This is a genomic window from Pseudomonas sp. MPR-R2A5 (genome assembly GCF_058793055.1).
Genome location: NZ_JBXAFK010000080.1, coordinates 1 through 24107, shown reverse-complemented (window position 1 = coordinate 24107; position 24107 = coordinate 1). Strand labels below are relative to the sequence as shown.

Annotated in this window: 15 protein-coding genes and 1 pseudogene; 4 read left to right on the top strand and 12 right to left on the bottom strand. The window is 62.2% G+C overall.

The window, feature by feature from the left end; translation table 11 throughout:
• Window positions 1-137: 137 nt before the first annotated feature.
• The 9 genes and pseudogenes from AC1Q6I_RS33435 to pilM form a co-directional block, all read right to left on the bottom strand.
• Window positions 138-1556 carry an FAD-dependent oxidoreductase gene (locus AC1Q6I_RS33435; RefSeq protein ID WP_024072968.1) on the bottom strand — a complete coding sequence of 473 codons (1419 nt, stop codon included), beginning with the start codon at window positions 1554-1556 and terminating at the stop codon, window positions 138-140.
• A 32-nt stretch (window positions 1557-1588) separates the two neighbouring features.
• Entirely contained in the window at window positions 1589-6034 is a 4446-nt protein-coding gene (gene gltB / locus AC1Q6I_RS33430; RefSeq protein WP_024072967.1) for a glutamate synthase large subunit, read from the bottom strand.
• Between the two features lie 349 nt (window positions 6035-6383).
• Window positions 6384-7940, bottom strand: a complete 1557-nt coding sequence (locus AC1Q6I_RS33425; protein ID WP_102625307.1) for an SPOR domain-containing protein — start codon at window positions 7938-7940, stop codon at window positions 6384-6386.
• A gap of 10 nt (window positions 7941-7950) precedes the next feature.
• Window positions 7951-9051, bottom strand: coding sequence for a 3-dehydroquinate synthase (aroB, locus tag AC1Q6I_RS33420; protein WP_024072965.1), 1101 nt, complete (start codon window positions 9049-9051; stop codon window positions 7951-7953).
• 125 nt (window positions 9052-9176) lie between these two features.
• Window positions 9177-9695 carry a shikimate kinase AroK gene (gene aroK, locus AC1Q6I_RS33415; RefSeq protein WP_024072964.1) on the bottom strand — a complete coding sequence of 173 codons (519 nt, stop codon included), beginning with the start codon at window positions 9693-9695 and terminating at the stop codon, window positions 9177-9179.
• A gap of 4 nt (window positions 9696-9699) precedes the next feature.
• Window positions 9700-10956: pseudogene (locus AC1Q6I_RS33410) on the bottom strand (type IV pilus secretin PilQ); the annotation flags it as partial.
• 135 nt (window positions 10957-11091) lie between these two features.
• Complete coding sequence (locus tag AC1Q6I_RS33405) at window positions 11092-12072, bottom strand: pilus assembly protein PilP (RefSeq protein WP_102625308.1); 981 nt, start codon at window positions 12070-12072, stop codon at window positions 11092-11094.
• Window positions 12069-12620: a PilN domain-containing protein gene (locus tag AC1Q6I_RS33400; RefSeq protein WP_024072961.1), complete on the bottom strand. Its 552-nt coding sequence runs from the start codon at window positions 12618-12620 to the stop codon at window positions 12069-12071. The genes AC1Q6I_RS33405 and AC1Q6I_RS33400 overlap by 4 nt, the downstream gene beginning before the upstream one ends.
• A complete protein-coding gene (pilM, locus tag AC1Q6I_RS33395; RefSeq protein ID WP_102625309.1) occupies window positions 12617-13273 on the bottom strand; it encodes a type IV pilus biogenesis protein PilM in 657 nt (218 codons plus the stop codon). Before pilM ends, AC1Q6I_RS33400 begins: the two co-directional genes overlap by 4 nt.
• Before the next feature lie 221 nt (window positions 13274-13494).
• Here pilM and AC1Q6I_RS33390 point away from each other — a divergent pair, with 221 nt between their 5' ends.
• Window positions 13495-15957 carry a penicillin-binding protein 1A gene (locus AC1Q6I_RS33390; protein WP_370531104.1) on the top strand — a complete coding sequence of 821 codons (2463 nt, stop codon included), beginning with the start codon at window positions 13495-13497 and terminating at the stop codon, window positions 15955-15957.
• Between the two features lie 466 nt (window positions 15958-16423).
• Here the strand turns inward: AC1Q6I_RS33390 and AC1Q6I_RS33385 are convergent, their stop codons facing one another.
• The 3 genes from AC1Q6I_RS33385 to rpmE all read right to left on the bottom strand — a co-directional run bounded on the left by AC1Q6I_RS33385 (window position 16424) and on the right by rpmE (window position 18928).
• The gene (locus tag AC1Q6I_RS33385) at window positions 16424-17692 is read right to left on the bottom strand and encodes a malic enzyme-like NAD(P)-binding protein (RefSeq protein WP_024072958.1); all 1269 of its coding nucleotides are present in this window, start codon (window positions 17690-17692) and stop codon (window positions 16424-16426) included.
• A 181-nt stretch (window positions 17693-17873) separates the two neighbouring features.
• Entirely contained in the window at window positions 17874-18680 is an 807-nt protein-coding gene (locus AC1Q6I_RS33380) for a thermonuclease family protein (RefSeq protein WP_102625310.1), read from the bottom strand.
• Window positions 18681-18694: 14 nt separating this feature from the next.
• On the bottom strand, window positions 18695-18928 hold the full coding sequence (gene rpmE, locus AC1Q6I_RS33375; protein ID WP_005784030.1) for a 50S ribosomal protein L31: 234 nt from the start codon (window positions 18926-18928) through the stop codon (window positions 18695-18697).
• A 280-nt stretch (window positions 18929-19208) separates the two neighbouring features.
• Here rpmE and AC1Q6I_RS33370 point away from each other — a divergent pair, with 280 nt between their 5' ends.
• From AC1Q6I_RS33370 to AC1Q6I_RS33360, 3 genes are all read left to right on the top strand, one after another.
• Entirely contained in the window at window positions 19209-21428 is a 2220-nt protein-coding gene (locus AC1Q6I_RS33370; RefSeq protein WP_024072956.1) for a primosomal protein N', read from the top strand.
• A gap of 110 nt (window positions 21429-21538) precedes the next feature.
• Window positions 21539-23275 (top strand): arginine--tRNA ligase, encoded by a 1737-nt coding sequence (argS, locus tag AC1Q6I_RS33365; protein WP_102625311.1) that lies wholly within the window; start codon window positions 21539-21541, stop codon window positions 23273-23275.
• Between the two features lies 1 nt (window position 23276).
• Window positions 23277-23978: an SPOR domain-containing protein gene (locus tag AC1Q6I_RS33360; protein ID WP_024072954.1), complete on the top strand. Its 702-nt coding sequence runs from the start codon at window positions 23277-23279 to the stop codon at window positions 23976-23978.
• The last annotated feature ends 129 nt before the right edge of the window (window positions 23979-24107 follow it).

The window sequence follows — 24107 nt, the reverse complement described above, 5'->3', positions numbered from 1 at the left end:
ACTGAGCCCTGTAGCGTACAGGACCCGGTCCGCTGTAGCCTAACCAACAGCTGTCCAGCTTTTGGGGCGCACTTCACCACCGCTATCGGGGGCAAGCCCCCTCCCACATTTTTGACCGCATTTCAGCCTGAAATGGGTTAGACGTTCAGGTAGTCCAGGATCCCTTCGGCGGCGTTACGGCCTTCGAAGATCGCGGTTACCACCAGGTCAGAGCCGCGCACCATATCGCCACCGGCGAAGATTTTCGGGTTGCTGGTCTGGTGCTTGTACTGGCCTTGTTCCGGGGCGACGACGCGGCCCTGGCTGTCGGTCTGGATTTCGAACTGCTCGAACCAGGGGGCCGGGCTTGGGCGGAAGCCGAACGCAATGACCACGGCGTCGGCCGGGATGATCTCTTCGGAGCCCGGGATCGGCTCGGGGCTGCGACGGCCACGGGCGTCCGGTTCGCCGAGACGGGTCTCGACCACCTTCACGCCTTCGACACGGTCTTCACCCACGATGGCGATCGGCTGGCGGTTGTAGAGGAACTTCACGCCTTCTTCCTTGGCGTTCTTCACCTCTTTGCGCGAGCCAGGCATGTTGGCTTCGTCACGACGGTAGGCACAGGTCACCGACTTGGCGCCCTGGCGAATCGAGGTGCGGTTGCAGTCCATCGCGGTGTCACCACCACCCAGCACCACGACCTTCTTGCCCTTCATGTCGACGAAATCTTCCGGCGACTTTTCAAAGCCCAGGTTGCGGTTGACGTTGGCGATCAGGAAATCCAAGGCGTCATACACGCCCGGCAGATCCTCACCGGCAAAGCCGCCCTTCATGTAGGTGTAGGTGCCCATGCCCATGAACACGGCATCGTATTCGGCGAGCAGTTGCTCCATGGTCACGTCTTTACCGATTTCGGTGTTCAGGCGGAACTCGATGCCCATGCCGGTGAACACTTCACGACGGTTGCTCAGTACGGTTTTTTCCAGCTTGAACTCGGGGATACCGAAGGTCAGCAGGCCGCCGATTTCCGGGTTCTTGTCGAACACCACCGGGGTCACGCCGCCACGCACCAGCACGTCGGCACAGCCCAGGCCCGCCGGGCCCGCACCGATGATCGCCACGCGCTTGCCCGTCGGTTTGACCTTGGACATGTCCGGACGCCAGCCCATGGCGAACGCGGTGTCGGTGATGTACTTCTCCACCGAACCGATGGTCACCGCGCCGAAGCCGTCGTTAAGGGTGCAGGCACCCTCGCACAGACGGTCTTGCGGGCACACCCGGCCGCAGACTTCCGGCAAGGTGTTGGTCTGGTGCGACAGCTCGGCGGCGGCGAGGATGTTGCCCTCGGCCACCAGCTTGAGCCAGTTGGGAATGAAGTTGTGCACCGGGCACTTCCATTCGCAATACGGGTTACCGCAACCCAGGCAGCGGTGGGCCTGGTCGGCCGACTGCTGGGGTTTGAAGGGTTCGTAGATTTCCACGAACTCTTTCTTGCGTTGACGCAACAGTTTCTTCTTCGGATCTTTGCGCCCGACATCGATGAACTGGAAGTCGTTATTCAGACGTTCAGCCATGTTAAAACCTCATCAAACTCTTCAGGCGCATATCACTGCGGGTTGGCACGGATGCTGGAAAGCAACGATTTCAGGTTGGCAGCCTTGGGCTTGACCAGCCAGAAACGACGCAGGTAATCATCGAGGTTCTCGGCGAGGTTACGACCCCATTCGCTGCCGGTTTCCTCGACGTACTCGTCCAGCACGTGCTGCAAGTGGTTACGGTAGGATTCCATCGCTTCGCCGCTGATCCGCTGGATCTCGACCAACTCGTGGTTGACCCGGTCGACGAAGGTGTTGTCCTGGTCCAGCACGTAGGCGAAACCGCCGGTCATGCCCGAACCGAAGTTGTAGCCGGTCTTGCCCAGTACCGCGACAAAGCCCCCGGTCATGTACTCGCAGCAGTGATCGCCAGTGCCTTCCACCACGGTGTGGGCACCGGAGTTACGCACGGCGAAACGCTCACCGGCCGTACCGGCGGCGAACAGCTTGCCGCCCGTGGCGCCATACAAGCAGGTGTTGCCGATGATGGCACTGTCCTGGGTCTTGTAGACGCTGCCTTTGGGCGGAACGATGACCAGCTTGCCGCCGGTCATGCCCTTGCCCACGTAGTCGTTGGCGTCACCTTCCAGGTACATGTGCAGGCCACCGGCGTTCCACACGCCAAAGCTCTGGCCCGCAGTGCCCTTGAAGCGGAAGGTGATCGGCGCTTTCGCCATGCCTTGGTTGCCGTGCTTGCGCGCGATTTCGCCGGAGATGCGGGCGCCGATGGAACGGTCGCAGTTGCAGATATCCAAAGCGAATTCGCCACCGCTGGCATCGTTGATCGAGGAAGCAGCCATCTCGACCATCTTCTCGGCCAGCAGGCCCTTGTCGAACGGTGGGTTGCGGTCCACCTGGCAGAATTGAGGCTTGTCTGCCGGGATGTGATCGCTGCCCAACAGTGGCGTCAGGTCCAGGTGCTGTTGCTTGGCGGTCTGGCCTTCGAGGACGTCCAGCAGATCGGTACGACCGATCAGCTCTTCGAGGGAGCGCACGCCCAGCTTGGCCAGCCACTCACGGGTTTCTTCGGCGACGTAGGTGAAGAAATTCACCACCATGTCGACGGTGCCGATGTAGTGATCCTTGCGCAGCTTCTCGTTCTGAGTGGCGACGCCGGTGGCGCAGTTGTTCAGGTGGCAGATGCGCAGGTATTTGCAGCCCAGGGCGATCATTGGCGCGGTGCCGAAGCCGAAGCTTTCGGCGCCGAGGATCGCGGCCTTGATCACGTCGAGGCCGGTTTTCAGGCCGCCGTCGGTCTGCACGCGCACTTTGCCACGCAGGTCGTTGCCGCGCAGGGTCTGGTGGGTTTCAGCCAGGCCCAGTTCCCACGGCGCACCGGCGTACTTGATGGAGGTCAGCGGTGAAGCACCGGTGCCGCCGTCGTAGCCGGAGATGGTGATCAGGTCGGCATAGGCCTTGGCCACGCCAGCGGCGATGGTACCGACGCCCGCTTCTGCTACCAGTTTCACCGAGACCAGCGCCTGCGGGTTGACTTGTTTCAGGTCGAAAATCAGCTGCGACAAGTCTTCAATCGAGTAGATGTCGTGGTGCGGCGGCGGCGAAATCAGGGTCACGCCCGGCACTGCGTAACGCAGCTTGGCGATCAAACCGTTGACCTTGCCGCCTGGCAGCTGGCCGCCTTCGCCGGGCTTGGCGCCTTGGGCAACCTTGATCTGCAGCACTTCGGCGTTGACCAGGTACTCCGGGGTCACCCCGAAACGGCCCGTCGCCACTTGCTTGATTTTCGAGCTCTTGATGGTGCCGTAGCGCGCCGGGTCTTCACCGCCTTCACCGGAGTTGGAACGCGCACCCAGGCGGTTCATGGCTTCGGCCAGGGCTTCATGGGCCTCAGGCGACAAGGCGCCCAGGGAGATACCGGCGGAGTCGAAGCGCTTGAGGATCGATTCCAGCGGTTCGATGTCGCTGATGGCCAGCGGCGTGTCCAGGGTCTTGACCTTGAACAGGTCGCGGATCATCGACACCGGGCGGTTATCCACCAGCGCGGTGTATTCCTTGAACTTGGCGTAGTCGCCCTGCTGCACGGCGGCTTGCAGGGTGCTGACCACGTCCGGGTTGTAGGCGTGGTATTCGCCACCGTGGACGAACTTGAGCAGGCCACCTTGCTGGATCGGCTTGCGCGCGCTCCAGGCTTCGGCGGCCAGGGCTTTCTGTTCGGCTTCGATATCGACGAAACGCGCACCCTTGATGCGGCTCGGCACGCCACGGAAGCTCAGCTCGCAGACTTCTTCGGACAGGCCGATCGCTTCGAACAATTGAGCACCGCGGTACGAGGTGACGGTGGAGATGCCCATCTTCGACAGGATCTTCAACAGGCCCTTGGTGATGCCCTTGCGGTAGTTCTTGAACACCTCATAGAGGTCGCCCAGTACTTCACCGGTACGGATCAGGTCACCCAACACTTCATAAGCAAGGAACGGGTACACCGCCGAGGCGCCGAAGCCGATCAACACCGCAAAGTGGTGCGGGTCACGGGCGGTGGCGGTTTCCACGAGGATGTTGGAGTCGCAGCGCAGGCCTTTTTCGGTCAGGCGATGGTGTACTGCACCAGTGGCCAGGGAGGCGTGGATCGGCAACTTGCCCGGCGCGATATGGCGGTCGGTCAGCACGATCTGGGTACGCCCGGCGCGCACAGCCTCTTCGGCCTGGTCGGCGACGTTGCGCACAGCGGCTTCAAGGCCGAGGCTCTCGTCGTAGTTCAGGTCGATGATCTGGCGGTCGAAGCCCGGACGCTCCAGGGTCATCAACGAACGCCACTTGGCCGGGGAAATGACCGGCGAGCTGAGGATCACGCGGGAGGCGTGCTCAGGCGACTCCTGGAAGATGTTGCGCTCGGCACCGAGGCAGACTTCCAGGGACATCACGATGGCTTCGCGCAGCGGGTCGATCGGTGGGTTGGTCACCTGGGCGAACTGCTGGCGGAAATAGTCGTACGGCGTGCGCACACGCTGGGACAGCACGGCCATCGGCGTGTCGTCACCCATGGAGCCGACGGCTTCGTAGCCTTGCTCGCCAAGCGGGCGCAGCACCTGGTCGCGCTCTTCGAACGTGACCTGGTACATCTTCATGTACTGCTTGAGCTGGTCGATGTCGTAGAACGCCGAACCGTGGTCGTTGTCTTCCATGGTCGCCTGGATGCGCAGGGCATTCTTGCGCAGCCATTGCTTGTAGGGGTGACGGGACTTCAGGCGGTTGTCGATCGCATCGGTGTCGAGGATCTGCCCGGTTTCGGTGTCCACGGCCAGGATCTGGCCAGGGCCGACGCGGCCTTTGGCGATCACGTCTTGCGGCTGGTAGTTCCACACGCCGATTTCCGACGCCAGGGTGATGAAACCGTTGGTGGTGGTCACCCAACGCGCCGGGCGCAGGCCGTTACGGTCGAGCAGGCACACCGCGTAGCGGCCGTCGGTCATCACCACGCCGGCCGGGCCGTCCCAGGGTTCCATGTGCATCGAGTTGTATTCATAGAACGCCCGCAGGTCGGGGTCCATGGTCTCGACGTTCTGCCACGCAGGCGGAATGATCATGCGCACGCCACGGAACAGGTCGATGCCGCCGGTGACCATCAGCTCGAGCATGTTGTCCATGCTGGAGGAGTCGGAACCGACGCGGTTGACCAGCGGGCCGAGCTCTTCGAGGTCCATCAAATCGTTGGCGAACTTGGTGCGACGGGCCACGGCCCAGTTACGGTTGCCAGTGATGGTGTTGATCTCGCCGTTGTGGGCGAGGAAGCGGAATGGCTGGGCCAGCGGCCATTTCGGCAGGGTGTTGGTGGAGAAGCGCTGGTGGAACACGCAGATTGCGGTTTGCAGGCGCTCATCGCTCAGGTCTGGATAGAAGGCGGTGAGGTCCGCCGGCATCATCAGGCCTTTATAAATGATGGTCTTGTGGGAAAAGCTGCAGATGTAGTGATCGGTGTCGGCAGCGTTGGCCACGGACGAACGACGACGGGACGTGAACAGCTTGATCGCCATGTCCTGGTCGCTCAGGCCATCGCCCGCGATAAACACTTGTTCGATCTGCGGCAGGCGCTCCAAGGCCAGGCGGCCGAGCACGCTGGTGTCGATCGGCACTTTGCGCCAGCCGACGAGTTGCAGGCCGGCAGCCAGGATTTCGCGGTTCATGTTCTCGCGAGCGGCTTCGGCTTTGACCGGGTCCTGGTTGAAAAACACCATGCCCACGGCGTACTGCTTGGGCAGGTCGACAGCGAAATGCTGTTTGGCGACGGCGCGCAGGAACAGGTCGGGCTTTTGAATCAGCAAGCCACAACCGTCACCGGTCTTGCCGTCGGCGTTGATCCCACCGCGGTGGGTCATGCAGGTCAGGGCCTCGATGGCCGTTTGCAAAAGGGTATGACTGGGCTCGCCCTGCATATGGGCAATCAGGCCGAAACCGCAGTTATCCTTGAATTCATCGGGTTGGTACAGACCTGCTTTCATAGACACTTTCTCACCAGGCTGCCTCTTATATCGAGGCAAATTTCTTTTCAATTCAACCGGTTACCTTCCACGCCGAACGTACGCCGGCTTTGCGGGGGCAAAAGGGAGGTCATTGTACACACCGACACAGACGCCCACAAATTTAGCGACGAAATGTCGCAAATCTATGTCGCATTTATGAAAGGTTTAAAGCGATATGCTGTGCTAGTCAAAACTTTTTTAATTCTGACCGCTACGACTCAAAAGCTACTGTGACGCAGACACCACAAAGCGCGCGGCCTTCAGGGCTGCACGCTTTGTTGTTTTTTTGAGGTGCCGAGAGGGCGGCCTGGGTAAGGCCGCCGGATCTTCAGCGAGTTGTTGCCAGTTCTTGTTGAACGCTGGCGACAGTGCGAGGCCAAGGTTTACCAGCCTGAACCTTCGCTGGCAAGGCCTTGATAGCGGATTCAGCTGCTGCGCGGCTGGAGAAGTTGCCGTAAGTGATCACGTAGAGAGGCTTGCCGTTGAGCACTTTCTTGAAATAACGGTACTCGCCGCCCTGCTCTTTCACGAACGCCTGGGCGTTGGCTTCGGAACTGGTGCCGAGAATCTGCACCACGAAGTTACCGGTAGGCTGGCTGCTGTACCAGCTGCTGCCGGCGGCACCGGCCTTGGCAACGGTCACGGGTTTTTCAGCAGGCTTGGCGGCCGGCGCCGGGGCTGGCTTGGCGACCGGTGCAGCTGCGACGGGCTTGGTGACAGGCGCAGGCTTGGCGGTCGCGACCGTCGGCGCTGGTGTCGGTTTTGCCGCCGGCTGACCGGCTGGCACGCCCGCAGGTGGCGCGGTGGTGGTCACGGTCGGCGGCGTGGCGCTGGAGCCTTCTACCGGCACGCCGTCGTCGCCTTCGGAGATGCCACCGGCTTCTTCGGCAAGCGGGCCGCGCATGACCGGCTGGCCCACCATCGGCAGGCTGGTCGGTTGACCGGAGTTGGCGAATTCTACGTTTGGCGTGGGCTTGCCCAGTGGCAACTGCGCCTGTTCGGTTGGCGCGCCAGCGGTCGTCGGCGCCTTGCTGCGGCCCGGGATCAACCAGGCGGCGGCAACGGCGACCACGACCACGGCGGAAATGGCCAATACGTGCTTCTTAGGCATAGTGAACCCCATCTTTGGACGCTTGACCGCAGAGCGGCTGGCAATCATGGCTTCGATCATTGCATCGCGGGCGACCTGATTGATGGTGCCAGGCCAGCCGTCGGAGCTTTCGTGAATATCAGAGATCTGTTGAGCGGAGAAAAGTTCGATGCCCTGCCCGGCGCCTTCGAGGCGTTGGGCCAGATATTCACGGGTTTCTTCCTCTTCGTAAGGCTGCAACTCAATGACGTGGAACAGCTCCTGTTCGCCACTGATCTGCTCCAGATCGGCGATCAGCGACGACTCACCGAACAGGAACACATGCGGGCGACCTTCCGGCGTACCGGCGGCCAGCGCCAACAGCGCTTCCAGGGCGGATTCGTCAAGCTGCTCGGCGTCATCCACCAGCAGGTAGACCTCCTGGCCGGTCAGGCCCAGTTGCACCACCTGCTTGAGAATCGCGTTCGGCTCGGCAGTGGGCACATCAAGAGCCTGGGCCACCTGGCGCAGTACACCCGCCGCATCACCGGCACCGCGAGCCGATACTACGACGCTCTGTACCGATTGCTTGTTGGTACTGGCGACCAGCGCCTGGCGCAACAGGGTCTTGCCACTGCCCAGTGGGCCGGTGACCACCAGCAGCAACTGGCTGTAGCGCGCTAGATGGTGCAACTGGCCGAGCACCGGCTTGCGCTGGGCCGGGAAAAATTTGAAACCAGGCACCCGTGGAGCAAAAGGGTCGTGGCTTAACTGGTAATGGCCGAGGAACGCCTCGTCGGCATGCAAACTAGTCATCGGGATCTTATTAACCTTTAAGCTGGGCCAGGGCGCGGTAATCCGCTCCCAGCGTGGCCTGTAAAATCTCTTTCGGATAATCGTCGGTCACTACCGCTTCACCCATGTGGCGCAGCAGCACCAGTCGCAGTCGACCGTCGATCACTTTCTTGTCTATCGCCATATGTTCGAGGAAGTCTGCCTCGGTCATCTCGGTAGGCGGGATGACCGGCAAGCCGGCGCGCTGGAACAGGCGGATACCGCGATCACGCTCCTGGGCGCTGATCCAGCCCAGGCGTTGGGACATCTCCAATGCCATCACTGTGCCAGCCGCTACGGCCTCTCCATGCAACCACACACCATAGCCCATGTGGGTTTCGATCGCATGGCCGAAGGTGTGCCCGAGGTTCAAGGTGGCCCGTACGCCGGACTCCCGTTCATCGGCGTTCACCACCAACGCCTTGGCGGCGCAGGAGCGGGAAATCGCTTCGGTCAGCGCCACCTGGTCGAGGGCGCGCAGGGCGTCGACGTGTTCTTCCAGCCAGGTCAGGAACGGTTCGTCGCAGATCAGCCCGTACTTGATGACTTCGGCCAGCCCCGCCGACAGCTCGCGCGGTGGCAATGTGTTGAGGGTCGCGGTGTCGATCAGCACGGCTTGAGGCTGATAAAACGCACCCACCATGTTCTTGCCCAGCGGGTGGTTGATGCCAGTCTTGCCGCCCACCGACGAATCAACCTGGGACAACAGGGTGGTGGGCACCTGGATAAAGTCCACGCCACGCTGGTAACAGGCGGCCGCAAAGCCGGCCATGTCACCGATCACGCCGCCGCCGAGGGCGACCACGGTGGTGCGGCGGTCATGGCGTGCGGTGAGCAGACCATCGAAGATCAGTTGCAGGGTTTCCCAGTTCTTGTGGGCTTCGCCGTCGGGCAATACCACGGAGATCACCGAATAAGCCGCCAGGCTGCGGCTCAGACGCTCAAGATACAGCGGCGCGACCGTTTCGTTGGAGATGATCGCCACTTGCCGCCCGGCAATGTGCGGTGCGAGCAACTCGGGCTGGTCCAGCAGACCTTCGCCAATATGGATCGGGTAGCTGCGCTCGCCTAGATCGACCTTAAGTGTCTGCATGTGTCCCCGCGTTGAAGATGTTTTGACGACCGGTAACGTCGAAATCCGACGCCACCTGATGGCTCTACGCCACACCCCGCAGGGTGATAACGCGCCGCCGAGAATAACGCATTTCGGGCCTGGCTTTAACGGGGTGGCAACCGTTGCAGGCGCTCAAGAATGTCGAGTACCACCATACGAGGCGGCCGCTCATCGGTTTCCACCACCAGATCGGCGATTTCCCGATACAACGGATCGCGCAGCGCCAGCAGATCCCGCAAGGTTTTCGCCGGGTCGGCGGTGCGCAGCAATGGGCGATTGCGATCGCGAGCAGTGCGGCCCACCTGCTGCTCGACCGACGCATGCAGATAGACCACCCGACCACCGGCATGCAGGGCCCGGCGATTTTCCTCGCGCATCACCGCGCCACCGCCGGTCGCCAATACCACGCCATCGCAGCCGCACAGCTCGGCAATCATCGCCTGCTCGCGGTCGCGAAAGCCCAGCTCGCCTTCCTTATCGAAGATCCATGGGATATTGGCGCCCGTGCGCAATTCAATTTCCTTGTCGGAATCTTTGAATGGCAGGCGCAGCTCTTTGGCCAGCAAACGGCCGATGGTGCTTTTGCCAGCGCCCATCGGTCCTACAAGAATCAAATTTCGCACAGAATCAACGACTCACAGCAATCGCCTGGTTATTCATAATACGCGGAGTCAGGAATACCAGCAGCTCGGATTTTTTCTCCGCCAGCACATCGCGCCGGAAAAGGCGGCCAAGATACGGCACATCGCCGAAAAATGGCACTTTATCTACCACTTTGCTTTGGGTATTCGAGAAAACCCCGCCGATGACGATGGTCTCGCCATCCTTGACCAGCACCTTCGCGTTCACCTCGTTTTTCTTGATCGGCGGTACGTCGTTGAGCTTGTTCAGGTAGTCGGGCTCGTCCTTGGTGACCTTGACCTCCATGATCACGCGGTCGTCAGGCGTGATTTGCGGGGTGACCTCCAGTGACAGCGAGGCCTCCTTGAAGGACACCGAGGTGGCGCCACTGGAGCTGGATTCCTGGTAGGGGATCTCGGTGCCCTTGAGGATGCGCGCGGTTTCCTTGTCGGACGTCACTACCTTGGGTTGCGAGACGATTTCGCCATTGCCGGTCTTCTCCATGGCCGTCAGTTCCAAGTCCAGCAGCAGGTTATCGGTGATAAACGCGACGCCCAGCCCTGAGGTGCCCGTAACCGCGCCCAGGTCGACAAAGGGCGAACTGGGCGGGTTATCCGGCAGTTCCTCGCCGCTCGCCAAGGGTTTGCTGATACCACCTGCGCCCCACTTGCCGTGACTCAATCGACCGCCCCAACGCGCGCCCAGGCTTTTGTCATAGTCAACGTTGGCCTCGACAATCCGCGCCTCGATCATCACCTGGCGCACCGGGATGTCCAACTGCGCCACGATCCGCCGCAGCTCCTCCAAGCGCTCGCCGGTCTGGTAGGCGATGATGTTATTGGTGCGATCATCCACCGCCACCGAACCGCGCTCATCGGTCGCGCCCTCGTGCCCCGTCACCGACTGGAACAGCTTGGCTAGGTCCGCTGCCTTGGCGTAGTTGACCTGTAACAGTTCGCGGCGCAGTGGCGCGAGTTCGGCCATCTGCCGCCGCGACTCCAGGGTCAGCAGTTCGCGGGCGGCCAGCTCGTCGGCAGGCGCCACCAGCAAGACACCGGCCTTGATGCGCTTGTCCAAGCCCTTGCTTTGCAACACCAGGTCCAGGGCTTGATCCCAGGGCACGTCCCTGAGCCGCAGGGTGATCGCGCCCTGCACTTCGTCGCTGGCCACCAGATTGAGGCCCGCCACATCGGCGATATGTTGCAGCACCGCGCGTAGCTCGATGTTCTGGAAATTGAGGCTCAGCTTGTCGCCGGAGTAGCTCGGCGACGCGCTTTCGGGTGGCGGCAGCTGGATCAGGTCCACACGATTGGGCACAGCGAAAACCATCGGTGCCGTGAACGCTATCCATAGCGCCACACCGAAGGACGAGAAAGTCCTTTTCATTGTTTGATTCCGTTATGAGTTGACGTTGAGTACGAGGGTTCGTGGGCGCTCCAGCCAGGCACCCTGTTCATTCGGGAAAAGCTCGACCAGTTCGACATGACCATCATGAATGGCGGTCACCCGACCATGGTCGGGCCCCAGGTAGTCACCCACTGCGAGCCGATGCACCGCGGAGGCCGCCCGCAGCAGGGCAAAGCGCTGCACACCACGGGACAGCGTGCCGACCATTTCGAACTGGTCGATAGCGATAGCTTCGAGCGCGCCTCGTGGCCGCGCGAAGTCGGGGGCCTGGGTTGGCCGGCCTGGCGTGTGATGTACCTGCAACGCGGGCGGCTGGAAGGGATCGCGCAAGGACGAAGCGTCGTAGACAAAGTGCGGCCGCGGCTCGACGCCCTGGCCGAGCTCTACCGACCGGACACCTGGCGACGTACGCCGATAGGTCCTGGCCTGCAGGTCGAGGCGCAGCAGTGGCCCATCAGATCGCAGCGCCAGATCGTGTACCGTGACGATTCGCGACAACCCGGCCAGAGCGCTCAGGAATGTCGCCAGGTCGTGATACCCCCCGGTGACAGCCATTTGCACGGGCTGCTCGATATACAAGGCGTGCGCCTGCTCATCCAACAGGACGATGCCCTCGACTGCCAAGCCATTGGCGACGCCCAACCGCGCTATGTCTTCAAGCAGCCTTGGCACTTCAGCCTCTTGGGACAACGCCTGCAAAAGCCCGGCGAAGCGCTGTTGCATCGCCTGGAACTGTTGGGTTTGCTGTTCAAGCGCGGCGACCAGCCCAACTTTCTCGGCGAGCTGCTGCCGCAAGCCTCCTTCCTGCACCTCGAGTACCTTCAACCGGTCCCGCGACGGACTCAGGCATGCAGCCTCGCCCACTACCAGCACCAGGCCGGCGAGCGCGCAGCCGAGCAGGACCTTGCCAGGCAAGGGCCATTTCGCAGCGTGGTGAGAGAGTGCAAAAAAGTCGAGCCTGGGCAGGCTCATGGCTGGGCCTCGGTGGACGCTCCCTGGCGTACCATCAATTGAAACCCGTTGCTGCCCCGCTCGCCTTCCGCCCGCACCTGTTGCAGACGCGTCGCGTGGGCGCCTTCGGAGGCGTCCAGGCGGCGCATCAACTGGGCGATATCCTGGCTCGAATCAGCGCTGCCGCTGATGCTCACCGTATTGCCCTTTGCCACGACCTCATGCAGATGTACGCCATCAGGCACCGCACGGGCCAGTTGATCCAACAACCGCGCGCTGCCGGAGCGGGCGTCATGCAGGTCCTGCACGACTTTCATGCGCTCCGCCAGTTGCTGGCTTTGCACCTGCAGGTCGTCGATGGTCTTGATGCGCGCGTCCTGGACAGTGATTTCCTTGCCCAGGTGATTGTTACGCGTCACCTGCCGGTCGATCGCCTGGTCGATAACCTGGTCCGCCAGCCATACCGCCGCCAGAGCCACGCAGGCAAACGCCAGCAACAGCATCAGGAGATACTTGCGCCGCCGCTCCGCCAGTGCCTGGCGCCAGGGCAAAAGATTGATTCGTGTCATCCAGCGAAACTCCTCAGGGCCAACCCGCAGGCTACTCCCATCCCTTGGGCATCCAAGGCCCACTGTGCGCCATCGACTCGACGGCCCGGCGTGAAGCTGGCGAAATCCTGACTGCTTGCGCGCGCCAATGCAAACCCTTCCACATCGACCACTCGCGGCACCAACCCGGCCAAGGCCAGAACCGCCTCACGCGCCTCGACCTGCTCCTTGAGGCATGCCGCCAGCAACACCTCGACCCGCTTCGGGTCCGCGGCCGATGGACCGCGCACCTGAAAGTCCAGGGCCATCTCCTCCAATGGGTAGGGAATGTATTGGTCTGCCTCCACCAGGATCATGCTGGCCATTTCATCGTCACTGAGCCCTGCCTCCATTTCGATCACCCGCGTGATCACCGAGGACCCAGACACGGCAATCGCCGCCTGCCGGGCCGACGTATGCAGCCGGGACAACGCCTGCTGCAGCGCCAGCCCGATGCCCTCAAGGTCGAGCAACGTGCCATCGACCACCGCGCGGGCCGGCAGGGCCTGCGTGGCATAGCCTTGAACGGTGTAGCCGCTGGCTGAACGCCCCAGCTCGACCAGTTTGATCCCCGCTTCATTGATATCGACCCCCAGGACGGTGTCGACTTTTCGCCTGAAAAATCCCTTTACCATAAAACTCCTCATTGCTTTCCCTGTCATACCGCCTGATTGCGGCCGGGCACCCTGCATTCGGTCGGCTTGTTTAAGAGGCGCGAATGACGCCCCAAGGCGAAAAATGCTTTAATGCCCAGCGTTTTTTCCCGCTTTTTATCTGCAGGTCGGGTCGATCCATCGTTTCCCATGCATACCCCGGCGCCTAACTCATTCTTTTCTCTGGAAATCCAAAAGCCTTGATTCGTCTGCTGAAGTTTTTCGGGTACTCCATCATCGCGATCGTCTGCGGGCTACTGCTCGTACTCAGCGGGGCCTACCTCTACCTTAGTCCGGGTTTGCCCTCTGTAGAGGCCCTGAGAAGCATCCAGTTGCAGATTCCTTTGCGGGTCTACAGCAGCGATGAAAAACTGATCGCGGAGTTCGGCGAAATGCGCCGTACCCCGATCCGTTTCGCCGACATCCCGCCCAATTTCATCAGCGCATTGCTGTCGGCTGAAGACGATAATTTCGCCAACCACTACGGTGTCGACCCCAGCAGCCTGGTACGGGCCGCCACGCAGTTGGTCAAAAGCGGACACATTCAATCCGGCGGCAGCACCATCACCATGCAGGTGGCGAAGAACTTCTTCCTCACCAGCGAACGCAGTTTTTCGCGTAAAGCCACCGAGATTCTCCTGGCCTTACAGATCGAACGTCAGCTGACCAAGGACGAAATCCTCGAGCTGTACGTCAACAAGATCTACCTGGGCAACCGCGCCTACGGCATCGAAGCCGCATCCCAGGTGTACTACGGCAAGTCGATTCGTGACGCCAGCCTGGCGCAGATGGCGATGATTGCCGGCCTGCCCAAGGCGCCGTCGCGCTTCAACCCCCTGGCCAACCCGGCGCGCAGTAAAGAACGCCGCGACTGGATCCTGGGCCGCATGTACAAGCTGGGCAAGATCGACCAGGCCGCCTATGAAAGTGCGGTGGCCGAGCCGCTGAACGCCAGCTACCACGTGCCGACGCCGGAAGTGAACGCCCCGTATATCGCCGAGATGGCGCGGGCCGAGATGGTCGGCCGCTATGGCAGCGATGCCTATACCGAAGGTTTCCGCGTCACGACCACAGTGTCGAGCGACTTGCAGGAAATCGCGAATACCTCGTTGCATTCCGGCCTGATCACCTACGATCAGCGCCACGGCTATCGCGGCCCTGAGTCGCGCCTGCCGGGCAAGACCCTGAGCGCCTGGACCGCCGAGCTGGGCAAGCAGCGCGCGATCAGCGGCCTGGAGCCGGCCATCGTCATCCAGGTGCAAAAGGATGGCCTGCAGGTACTGACCCGTACCGGCGAAGCCCATGTCGCATGGGACAGCATGAAATGGGCACGCCCATTCCTGAATACCAACAGCATGGGCCCAATGCCCAAGCAGCCGTCAGACGTGGCGCAGGTGGGTGACCTGATCCGCGTGCAACGCCAGAAAGACGACAGCCTCAAATTCAGCCAACTCCCCGTGGCCCAGGGCGCCTTGGTGTCCCTCGACCCACAGAACGGCGCAATCCGCTCCCTGGTCGGCGGCTTTGCCTTCGAGCAGAGCAACTACAACCGCGCGACCCAGGCCAAGCGCCAACCGGGTTCGAGCTTCAAGCCGTTCATCTACAGCGCCGCACTGGATAACGGCTACACCGCCGCCAGCCTGGTCAACGACGCGCCGATCGTGTTTGTCGATGAGTACCTGGACAAGGTCTGGCGCCCCAAGAACGACACCAACACGTTCCTCGGCCCGATTCGTATCCGCGAGGCGCTGTATAAGTCGCGCAACCTGGTGTCGATCCGCCTGCTGCAGGCGATGGGCGTAGGCAAGACCATCGACTACATCACCCGCTTTGGTTTCGCCAAGTCGGACCTGCCACCCAACTTGTCCCTGGCCCTGGGTACGGCGACCCTCACGCCGATGGAAATCGCCACCGGCTGGAGCACCTTCGCCAACGGCGGCTACAAGATCACGCCCTACCTGATCGACAAGATCGAAAGCCGCAATGGCGATACCCTGTTCACCGCCAACCCGCCACGCGTGCCGGGTGACGTGGTCAACGGCGTGGCAGCCAGCGATGGCATTGCGGCGCCTAGCCACGGTGGTATCACCATCGAGCCGACCCCAGGCACCGCCCCCGTAGCACCGGGCGCCGCCGCCACCGACCCACAGGTACCCGCCGTGGCAGAGCGCGTGGTCGACGGTCGCACCACTTATATCCTCAACAGCATCCTCGAAGACGTGATCAAGAAGGGTACCGGCCGCCGCGCCCTGGCCCTGGGCCGCGCGGATATCGCAGGCAAGACCGGTACGACCAACGAATCCAAGGATGCCTGGTTCTCCGGCTACAACGGCGACTACGTGACCACCGTCTGGACGGGCTTCGACCAACCGGAAAGCCTTGGCCGCCGCGAGTTCGGTGGCACCGTCGCATTGCCGATCTGGATGAGCTACATGGGCGCGGCATTGAAGGACAAACCGCTGCATACCCAACCGGAACCTGAAGGCATCCTGAGCCTGCGGATCGACCCGGTGAGTGGCCGTGCGGCATCGCCGAGCACCCCGAATGCGTACTTCGAGCTGTTCAAGAGCGAAGACACCCCGCCCTCGGTCAACGAGCTGGGCAATGGCGTTGCACCGGGCAGCCCGCTGCCAGCGGATGAGGCGGCGCCGATCGATTTGTTCTGACCTGGGCCTCAGCCTACGCAGAACCCAATGTGGGAGGGGGCTTGCCCCCGATAGCAGTGGACCAGCCAGCTCATCGAGTGACTGACACACCGCTATCGGGGGCAAGCCCCCTCCCACATTTGGGACTTCTAAAATCTTCAGATAACGGTCACCCAACAAAATGCCCCGAAAGGCATCCTGAGCCTGCGGATCGACCCGGTGGGTGGCCGGGCAGCCCGCTGCCGGCGGATGAGGCAGCGCCGATCGATTTGTTCTGACCTGGGCCTCAAACCTACGCAGAACCCAATGTGGGAGGGGGCTTGCCCCCGATAGCCGTGGACCAGCCAGCTCATCGAGTGACTGACACACCGCCATCGGGCAAGCCCCCTTCCACATTGGGGCCTTCAAAAATCTTCAGATAACGGTCACCCAACAAAAAGCCCCGACTCGTGAGAGCCGGGGCTTTTTGTTGGTGCGCTACAACGGCTTAGCCGTTGAACACATCATCCACGCTTTGCAGCGGGTAGTTCTTCGGATACGGCAGGGTCGCCACACCGGTCTCGATGGCGGCTTTAGCCACGGCATCGGAGATCACGGTGATCAAGCGCTTATCCATTGGTTTCGGGATGATGTACTCACGGCCGAATTCCAGCTTGGCGCCACCGTAGGCATCGCACACATCCTGAGGGACTGGCAGCTTGGCCAGTTCACGCAGGGCGTTTGCAGCAGCCACTTTCATTTCTTCGTTGATACGCTTGGCGCGAACGTCCAAGGCACCACGGAAGATGAACGGGAAGCCCAGTACGTTGTTGACCTGGTTCGGGTAATCGGAACGGCCGGTGGCCATGATCACGTCGTCGCGGGTGGCGTGAGCCAGCTCCGGGGCGATTTCCGGGTCCGGGTTGGAGCAGGCGAACACGATCGGGTTGGCCGCCATAGCCTTCAGGCCTTCAGCGCTCAGCAGGTTCGGGCCGGACAGGCCGACGAACACGTCGGCACCGTCAAGGGCCTCAGCCAAGGTGCGCTTGGAGGACGGGTGGGCAAACATCGCCTTGTACTGGTTCAGGTCGGTACGCTCGGACTGGATCACGCCCTTGCTGTCGACCATGTAGATGTTTTCCAGCTTGGCGCCCATGCTGACGATCAGCTTCATGCAGGAGATGGCCGCAGCGCCAGCACCCAGGCAGACGATCTTGGCGTCAGCCAGGGTTTTGCCAGCGATTTCCAGGGCGTTGATCATGCCGGCCGCGGTAACGATCGCGGTGCCGTGCTGGTCATCGTGGAATACCGGAATGTCGCACTGCTCGATCAGGGCCTTTTCGATCTCGAAGCACTCAGGTGCCTTGATATCTTCCAGGTTGATGCCACCGAAGGTGATGGAAATGCGCTTAACGGTGTCGATGAAAGCCTGCGGGCTTTCGGAATCGACTTCGATGTCGAAAACGTCGATGCCGGCAAAGCGCTTGAACAGCACGCCTTTACCTTCCATGACTGGCTTGGAGGCCAATGGGCCGAGGTTACCCAGGCCAAGGATCGCGGTGCCATCGGAAATCACTGCAACCAGGTTGCCTTTGCCGGTGTACTTGTAGGCCAGCTCAGGGTCGCGGGCGATTTCACGTACGGGCTCGGCAACGCCAGGGCTGTAGGCCAGCGACAGGTCGCGGGCAGTGGCAGTGGCCTTGGTGAGCTCTACACTCAGCTTTCCTGGACGAGGATGGGCATGATATTCGAGAGCGGCAGTTTTCAAATCAGACATATCGGCATTCCGCTTTTACTGTTGGTCGACGGACCGCCGAGGATACTCGTGTCGCAAAGTCCCTACAAGACTGGGCAGTCACCGGTGTCAAGGGCCCTGCACTAAGACTTTCGGCCAAGAGCCACGGGATACAAGGGCTTAACTGTTCACAATCGACACAAAAAATGTCTACAATTTTTTCTCAAGGCGTGGTTTTCAACATGCCGGGGGCGGTCAGTGGCAGGAGCCAACGGGGCTGTCCACTTTTCAGGCCGCCACGTCGCGCACGATCCTGTACCCAGCCACGCGCCTCGATCGAGCGGCCTTGCAGACCATCGAGCAGCACCGTGTCGAATTGACTGATCAAATCGGGCGCAATGCGTAATACCAGCGCCCCTTGCAATTCAATCCAGATTCCGCCGCGATTGCGCTCTATCCTGCTGACCCGGCCGCCGACCACGGCAAACCCGGAACGCTTGAGCTGCTCCGCGCTTTGCACCGGCGATTGGCGCCACACCCCCAGGCGTGCCTGGCGAGCGCTGTCTTCCGCCGCCTGCTGACAGGTGACAAGGTCGACATTCGGCGCCACGCCCACCTGGAAACCCAGGCCGTCGGCCAGCAGTTGCGCCTCCAGGTTCTCGCCGTTGGCACCGTAGAGGTGGGCCAGCGTGCGACCATAATGATCCTTGCGCTCACGCCCCGGCACCAGGCCCACGCGCCCCTCACTGGCGTCCACCAGTGTCTGCAGGCGCAGGCGGGCGGCAACGGCAAAAGGTTCGTCGGGGCGGCCCTTCTTACCGATTTCCGGCGCGTTGAGGCCGATCATACGCACGCTGCGGCCATCCTTGAGGCGCACCGTGTCGCCATCCACCACGCGCTGCACGTCTACGCGCGCCAGGGCCGCCGGTGCGGGGCAGAACACCTGGGCCTGGGCAGCCGACAGCCAAATCCCAGGCACAAAAAAGGCGCCCACAAGGGACGCCTTTTTCAACAGCTGGCAAAAGCCCATAAGGCCCTTGAGCCTTACTCTGCTGGAGTAGCAGCAGGCTTCTTGCCGAAAGCACCAAAGCGATCTGCGAAGCGCTGTACACGGCCGCCGGTGTCCAGAGTTTTCTGCTTACCGGTGTAGAACGGGTGGCACTCGTTGCATACGTCAGTACCCAGTGGCTTGCACAGGTTCGAGCGAGTTTCGAACTTGTTGCCGCAGCTGCAGGTTACTTCGATGGTTTCGTACGCTGGATGGATATCGGCTTTCATGGTGACTTCCTCGGGCTAGCGTGCCGCCACTCGACACTATTGTCGAATACCGCACGTAATTAGGCCGCGGATTCTACCAGACCTTTTTAAACGCGCAAGCGTCGACGCTCGTCGCCGGTAAAGATAAAAGCGCCTTTCATCAGAAAACAACGGCATAGCCTGGCCCTTGCGGGAGCGCTCTGGCTCGCGATGCAGGCACCGCAGTGCTGCATGCTCACCGCCGGTCTGCTAGTCTCCCGCCACTGCGCCACCGCCTGCCCTTATAGATGAGACCCCCCGCGTGCCCGACGCCATCCTGCGCCTCGCCCTGCCCTCGCCCCTGCGCCGCCTGTTCGACTACCGGGCCCCGGCCGGTGTGCTGCGCGCGCAGTTGCAGCCGGGCATGCGCGTGCGCGTGCCGTTTGGCCGCAGGGAGATGATCGGCATCCTGGTGGAAGTCGCCGACCACAGCGAAGTGCCCGCCGAAAAACTCAAGCCCGCCGTGGCCATCCTTGATGCCACGGCGCCTCTGCCGCCCGCGCTGTTCAAGCTGTGCCTGTGGACCGCCCAGTATTACCAGCACAGCCTGGGCGACACATTGAGCTGGGCGCTGCCCGTACTGCTGCGCCAGGGCGAGCCGGCCGAGGCGCGCCAGGAGCGCTTCTGGTCGATGGTGCCCGGCGCGCGCCTTGACGACCCACGCATCGCCCGTGCCCCGCGCCAGCGTGAAGCCCTCGCCACCCTGGCCCAGCACCCCCATGGCGTCGCGCATCAGCTATTAAGCAAACTGATGCTGAGCAAAGACAGCCTCGACCTGCTGCTGGCCAAGGGCCTGGTGCAAGTGGAAATCCGCAAGCACGCCCCCGACCCACGCCACGAACACTGGCTGGCCCAGCCGGAATTGCCGCTCAACCCCGAACAACGCGCCGCGTACGAAGCCATTCGCGCCGGTTTCGACTGTTTCCACGCATTCCTGCTGGCCGGTGTCACCGGCAGCGGCAAGACCGAAGTCTATTTGCAGCTGATCCGCGAAACCCTGCAAGCCGGCAAGCAGGCGCTGGTGCTGATCCCCGAAATCAACCTGGGCCCGCAGACCCTGGCGCGTTTCGAGCAACGCTTCAACGCGCGTATCGCCCTGGTGCATTCGGCGGTCAACGACCGGGAGCGCCTGGAGTCCTGGCTGGCGGCGCGGGACGGCGAAGCAGACATCATTATCGGCACCCGTTCGGCGCTGTTCACGCCGATGAAAAATCCCGGGCTGATCATCATCGACGAGGAGCACGACGGCTCCTATAAACAACAGGAAGGCCTGCGCTACCACGCCCGCGACCTGGCGCTGGTGCGCGCCCGCCAGGAAGACATCCCGATCGTGCTGGGTTCAGCCACGCCGTCCCTGGAAAGCCTGCACAACGCCTACACCGGTCGTTATGGACTGCTGCGCTTGAATGAACGGGCCGGCGGCGCCAAACAGCCCCGCTTCCTGCGCCTGGACGTGAAAAGCCGACCGCTGGACAGCGGGATTTCCGGCCCGATGCAGCAGGCCATCGGCCAGACCCTCGCTGCCGGCCAGCAAGTCCTGGTGTTTCTCAACCGCCGTGGCTTTGCGCCGACGCTGCTGTGCCATGACTGCGGCTGGATGTCCGAGTGCGAGCGCTGCGATGCGCGCATGACCGTCCACCAGCGCCATGGCGAACTACGCTGCCACCACTGCGGCCATGTGGAGCGCGTGCCACGCCACTGCCCGCAGTGCGGCAAGGTCGACCTGCGCCCGGTGGGTGCCGGCACTGAGCGCGCCGAAGAGCGCCTGGGCATTCTGTTCCCGGACTACCCGGTACTGCGGGTCGATCGCGACAGCACCTCGCGCAAAGACGCGATGAACCAACTGTTCGCCACGATCCAGAAAGGCCAGCCGTGCATCCTGGTGGGCACGCAAATGCTTGCCAAAGGCCATCACTTTCCCCGGGTGACCCTGGTATCGATCCTGGATGCCGATGGCGGCCTGTTTTCCGGCGATTTCCGCGCCAGCGAGCGCATGGCACAACTGATCGTGCAGGTCGCCGGGCGCGCCGGGCGGGCTGAGGAGCCGGGCAAGGTGATCATCCAGACACACCTGGCCGACCATCCACTGCTGATTCAACTGACAGAACAAGGCTACTTCGCCTTCGCCGAGCAGGCGCTGAGTGAACGCCGCTCCGCTGGCCTGCCGCCCTTTGCGCACCTGGCGTTGCTGCGCGCCGAAGCCCACAAGCCGGGGCAGGCCGAAGGTTTTCTGGATGAAGCGTGCAGCGCTGCCGAACGCTTGCTCGGCGAACTGGGCCTGGGCGGCATCGAATTGCTCGGCCCCGTGCCCGCCCCCATGGAGCGCCGCGCCGGACGTTATCGCGCTCAACTACTCCTGCAAGCCATCTCCCGCGCGCCCCTGCACCGGCTATTAAGTAGCTGGTTACTTGCGCTGGAGCAAATGCCCAGCGGCCGCCAGGTGCGATGGTCACTGGATGTAGACCCGGTAGATTTGTATTAAGCCTGGCCATAGGTCCTGCGAAGGTTGGCAAGCCCGCCCTCGCCACGGATAATGCCCAGTTTTTCCACCTGCGCATCGCGCACCGCCGCTTGCGGTCGAAAGAGAACACCATGAAAGACACCATTCGCCAGCTGATCCAACAAGCCCTCACCCAACTCGTCAACGAAGGTGTGTTGCCTGAAGGCCTGACGCCGGCGATCCAGGTGGAAAACACCCGCGACAAGACCCACGGTGACTTCGCCAGCAACATTGCCATGATGCTGTCCAAGCCCGCCGGCATGAAGCCGCGCGACCTGGCAGAGAAAATCATCGCCGCGCTGCCCGCCGACCCACAGGTGAGCAAGGCCGAAATCGCTGGCCCAGGCTTTATCAATATCTTCCAGAACACCCAGGCCCTGGCGTCGCGCCTCGACGCCGCGCTGGCCGATGCCAGGATCGGCACGCGCAAAGCGGGTGATACCCAGCGTGTGGTCATTGACCTGTCGGCGCCGAACCTGGCCAAGGAGATGCACGTGGGTCACCTGCGTTCGACCATCATCGGCGACGGCGTGGCGCGGGTACTGGAGTTCCTCGGTGACACCGTGATCCGCCAGAACCATGTGGGCGACTGGGGCACCCAGTTCGGCATGTTGATGGCCTACCTGCAGGAAAACCCGATCACCAGCAACGAGCTGTCGGACCTGGAGAACTTCTACCGCGCCGCGAAGAAGCGCTTCGACGAATCCGAAGAGTTCGCCGACCGTGCCCGTGGCCTGGTGGTCAAGCTGCAAGCCGGCGACAAGGAATGCCTGGAACTGTGGAGCCGCTTCCGCGATATCTCGCTGGCCCACTGCCAACACCTCTACGAACTGCTCAACGTCAAGCTGACCATGGCCGACGTGATGGGCGAAAGCGCCTACAACGACGACCTGATCAACGTGGTCAACGACCTCAAGGCCAAGGGCATGCTGGTCGAGAGCAATGGCGCGCAGTGCGTGTTCCTCGAAGAATTCAAGACCGCCGATGGCGAGCCGCTGCCGGTGATCATCGTCAAGGCCGATGGCGGCTATCTCTACGCCACCACTGACCTGGCCGCCGTGCGCTACCGCAGCGGCGTGCTCAAGGCGGATCGTGCGCTGTATTTCGTCGACCAGCGCCAGGCCCTGCACTTCCAGCAGGTGTTCGAAGTGGCGCGCCGCGCCGGTTTCGTCACCCACCCGATGCACATGGAACACATGGGCTTCGGCACCATGAACGGCGCCGATGGCCGCCCGTTCAAGACACGCGACGGCGGCACCGTGAAGCTGATCGACCTGCTGACCGAAGCCCAGGAACGCGCCTACACCCTGGTGAAGGAAAAGAACCCAGAGCTGGCCGAGGCCGATCTGCGCAACATCGCCCGTGTGGTAGGCATAGACGCGGTGAAATATGCCGACCTGTCCAAGCATCGCACCAGCGACTACAGCTTCAACTTTGAACTGATGCTCAACTTCGAAGGCAACACCGCGCCGTACCTGCTGTACGCCTACACCCGCGTGGCCGGGGTGTTCCGCAAGCTGGGCAAGGATTTCAGCGAAGTGCAAGGACGGATCGTGCTGGAAGCCCCCCAGGAACAGGAGCTGGGCGCCAAGCTGGCGCAATTCGGCGAAGTGCTGAACAGCGTCGGCGAGAAAGGCACGCCGCATATCCTGTGCACCTATTTGTACGAAGTAGCCGGGTTGTTCTCCAGCTTCTACGAGAACTGCCCGATCCTCAGCGCCGACGACGAAGCCCACAAGCAAAGTCGCCTGCGCCTCGCCGCACTGGCTGGACGGACCCTCAAGCAAGGCCTGGAACTGTTAGGCCTGGAAACCCTGGAGCGTATGTAAGTTGGCCGCCAAGAAAAAACCTGCCCCCAAGCGCGGCGCCAGCCGCTACCAGGCACCGGCAAAGAAGCCCATTCCGGGCTGGCTGTGGATGGCCATCGGCCTCACGGTCGGCGCGTTTATCGTGTTCCTGATGAAGCTGGACCCAGGCCAGGGCGATGACGTCAAACGCGTCAAGCAGGAGCAGCAAAAAGCCACGAAAATCGCCGAGGCCAACAAGACCACGCCAAGTCCGACCGCACCGGTGAAGCCGAAATACGACTTCTATACGTTGCTGCCGGAATCGGAAGTGATCGTGCCGCCTGACGCCGTGCCGGAGAAAACCCTGCCGACGCCACAAGTGCCGACCACCCCGGTAACCCCGGCGGAAGCGGCGAAAATCGACACCGCCCGGGCCCAGGCCGCGCTAGCCGGGATCACCCCGCCGCCAGCACCACCGGTTGCGGAGACCAAGGCAGCGCCGGTGACCAAGTTCTTCCTGCAAGCGGGCTCCTTCCCGAAACAGGCGGATGCGGATCGTGTGCGTGCGCAGATCATCCTGCTGGGACAGTCGGTGACGGTAGAATCCGGCACTGTGAAAGATGCGACCTGGTATCGCGTACTGGTGGGGCCGTTCAGCAACCGCGAACAGCTGACCGTGGCGCAGAAACAATTGGCGGGCGCGGGCTTTAGCAACCTGTTGTTACAACAACGCCAGAGCCGCTGATTCAAGCTCAACACCGATCAAAATGTGGGAGGGGGCTTGCCCCCGATAGCGGAGTGAAGTGCGCCCCAAAAGCTGGACAGCTGTTGGTTAGGCTACAGCGGACCGGGTCCTGTACGCTACAGGGCTCAG

What these genes read in the sequence shown, in the direction of transcription:
- AC1Q6I_RS33435 (WP_024072968.1), bottom strand. Translation starts at nt 1,556, where the DNA reads ATGGCTGAACGTCTGAATAACGACTTCCAGTTCATCGATGTCGGGCGC.
- gltB (WP_024072967.1), bottom strand. Translation starts at nt 6,034, where the DNA reads ATGAAAGCAGGTCTGTACCAACCCGATGAATTCAAGGATAACTGCGGT.
- AC1Q6I_RS33425 (WP_102625307.1), bottom strand. Translation starts at nt 7,940, where the DNA reads ATGACTAGTTTGCATGCCGACGAGGCGTTCCTCGGCCATTACCAGTTA.
- aroB (WP_024072965.1), bottom strand. Translation starts at nt 9,051, where the DNA reads ATGCAGACACTTAAGGTCGATCTAGGCGAGCGCAGCTACCCGATCCAT.
- AC1Q6I_RS33405 (WP_102625308.1), bottom strand. Translation starts at nt 12,072, where the DNA reads ATGAGCCTGCCCAGGCTCGACTTTTTTGCACTCTCTCACCACGCTGCG.
- AC1Q6I_RS33400 (WP_024072961.1), bottom strand. Translation starts at nt 12,620, where the DNA reads ATGACACGAATCAATCTTTTGCCCTGGCGCCAGGCACTGGCGGAGCGG.
- pilM (WP_102625309.1), bottom strand. Translation starts at nt 13,273, where the DNA reads ATGGTAAAGGGATTTTTCAGGCGAAAAGTCGACACCGTCCTGGGGGTC.
- AC1Q6I_RS33385 (WP_024072958.1), bottom strand. Translation starts at nt 17,692, where the DNA reads ATGTCTGATTTGAAAACTGCCGCTCTCGAATATCATGCCCATCCTCGT.
- AC1Q6I_RS33380 (WP_102625310.1), bottom strand. Translation starts at nt 18,680, where the DNA reads ATGGGCTTTTGCCAGCTGTTGAAAAAGGCGTCCCTTGTGGGCGCCTTT.
- rpmE (WP_005784030.1), bottom strand. Translation starts at nt 18,928, where the DNA reads ATGAAAGCCGATATCCATCCAGCGTACGAAACCATCGAAGTAACCTGC.
- argS (WP_102625311.1), top strand. Translation starts at nt 21,539, where the DNA reads ATGAAAGACACCATTCGCCAGCTGATCCAACAAGCCCTCACCCAACTC.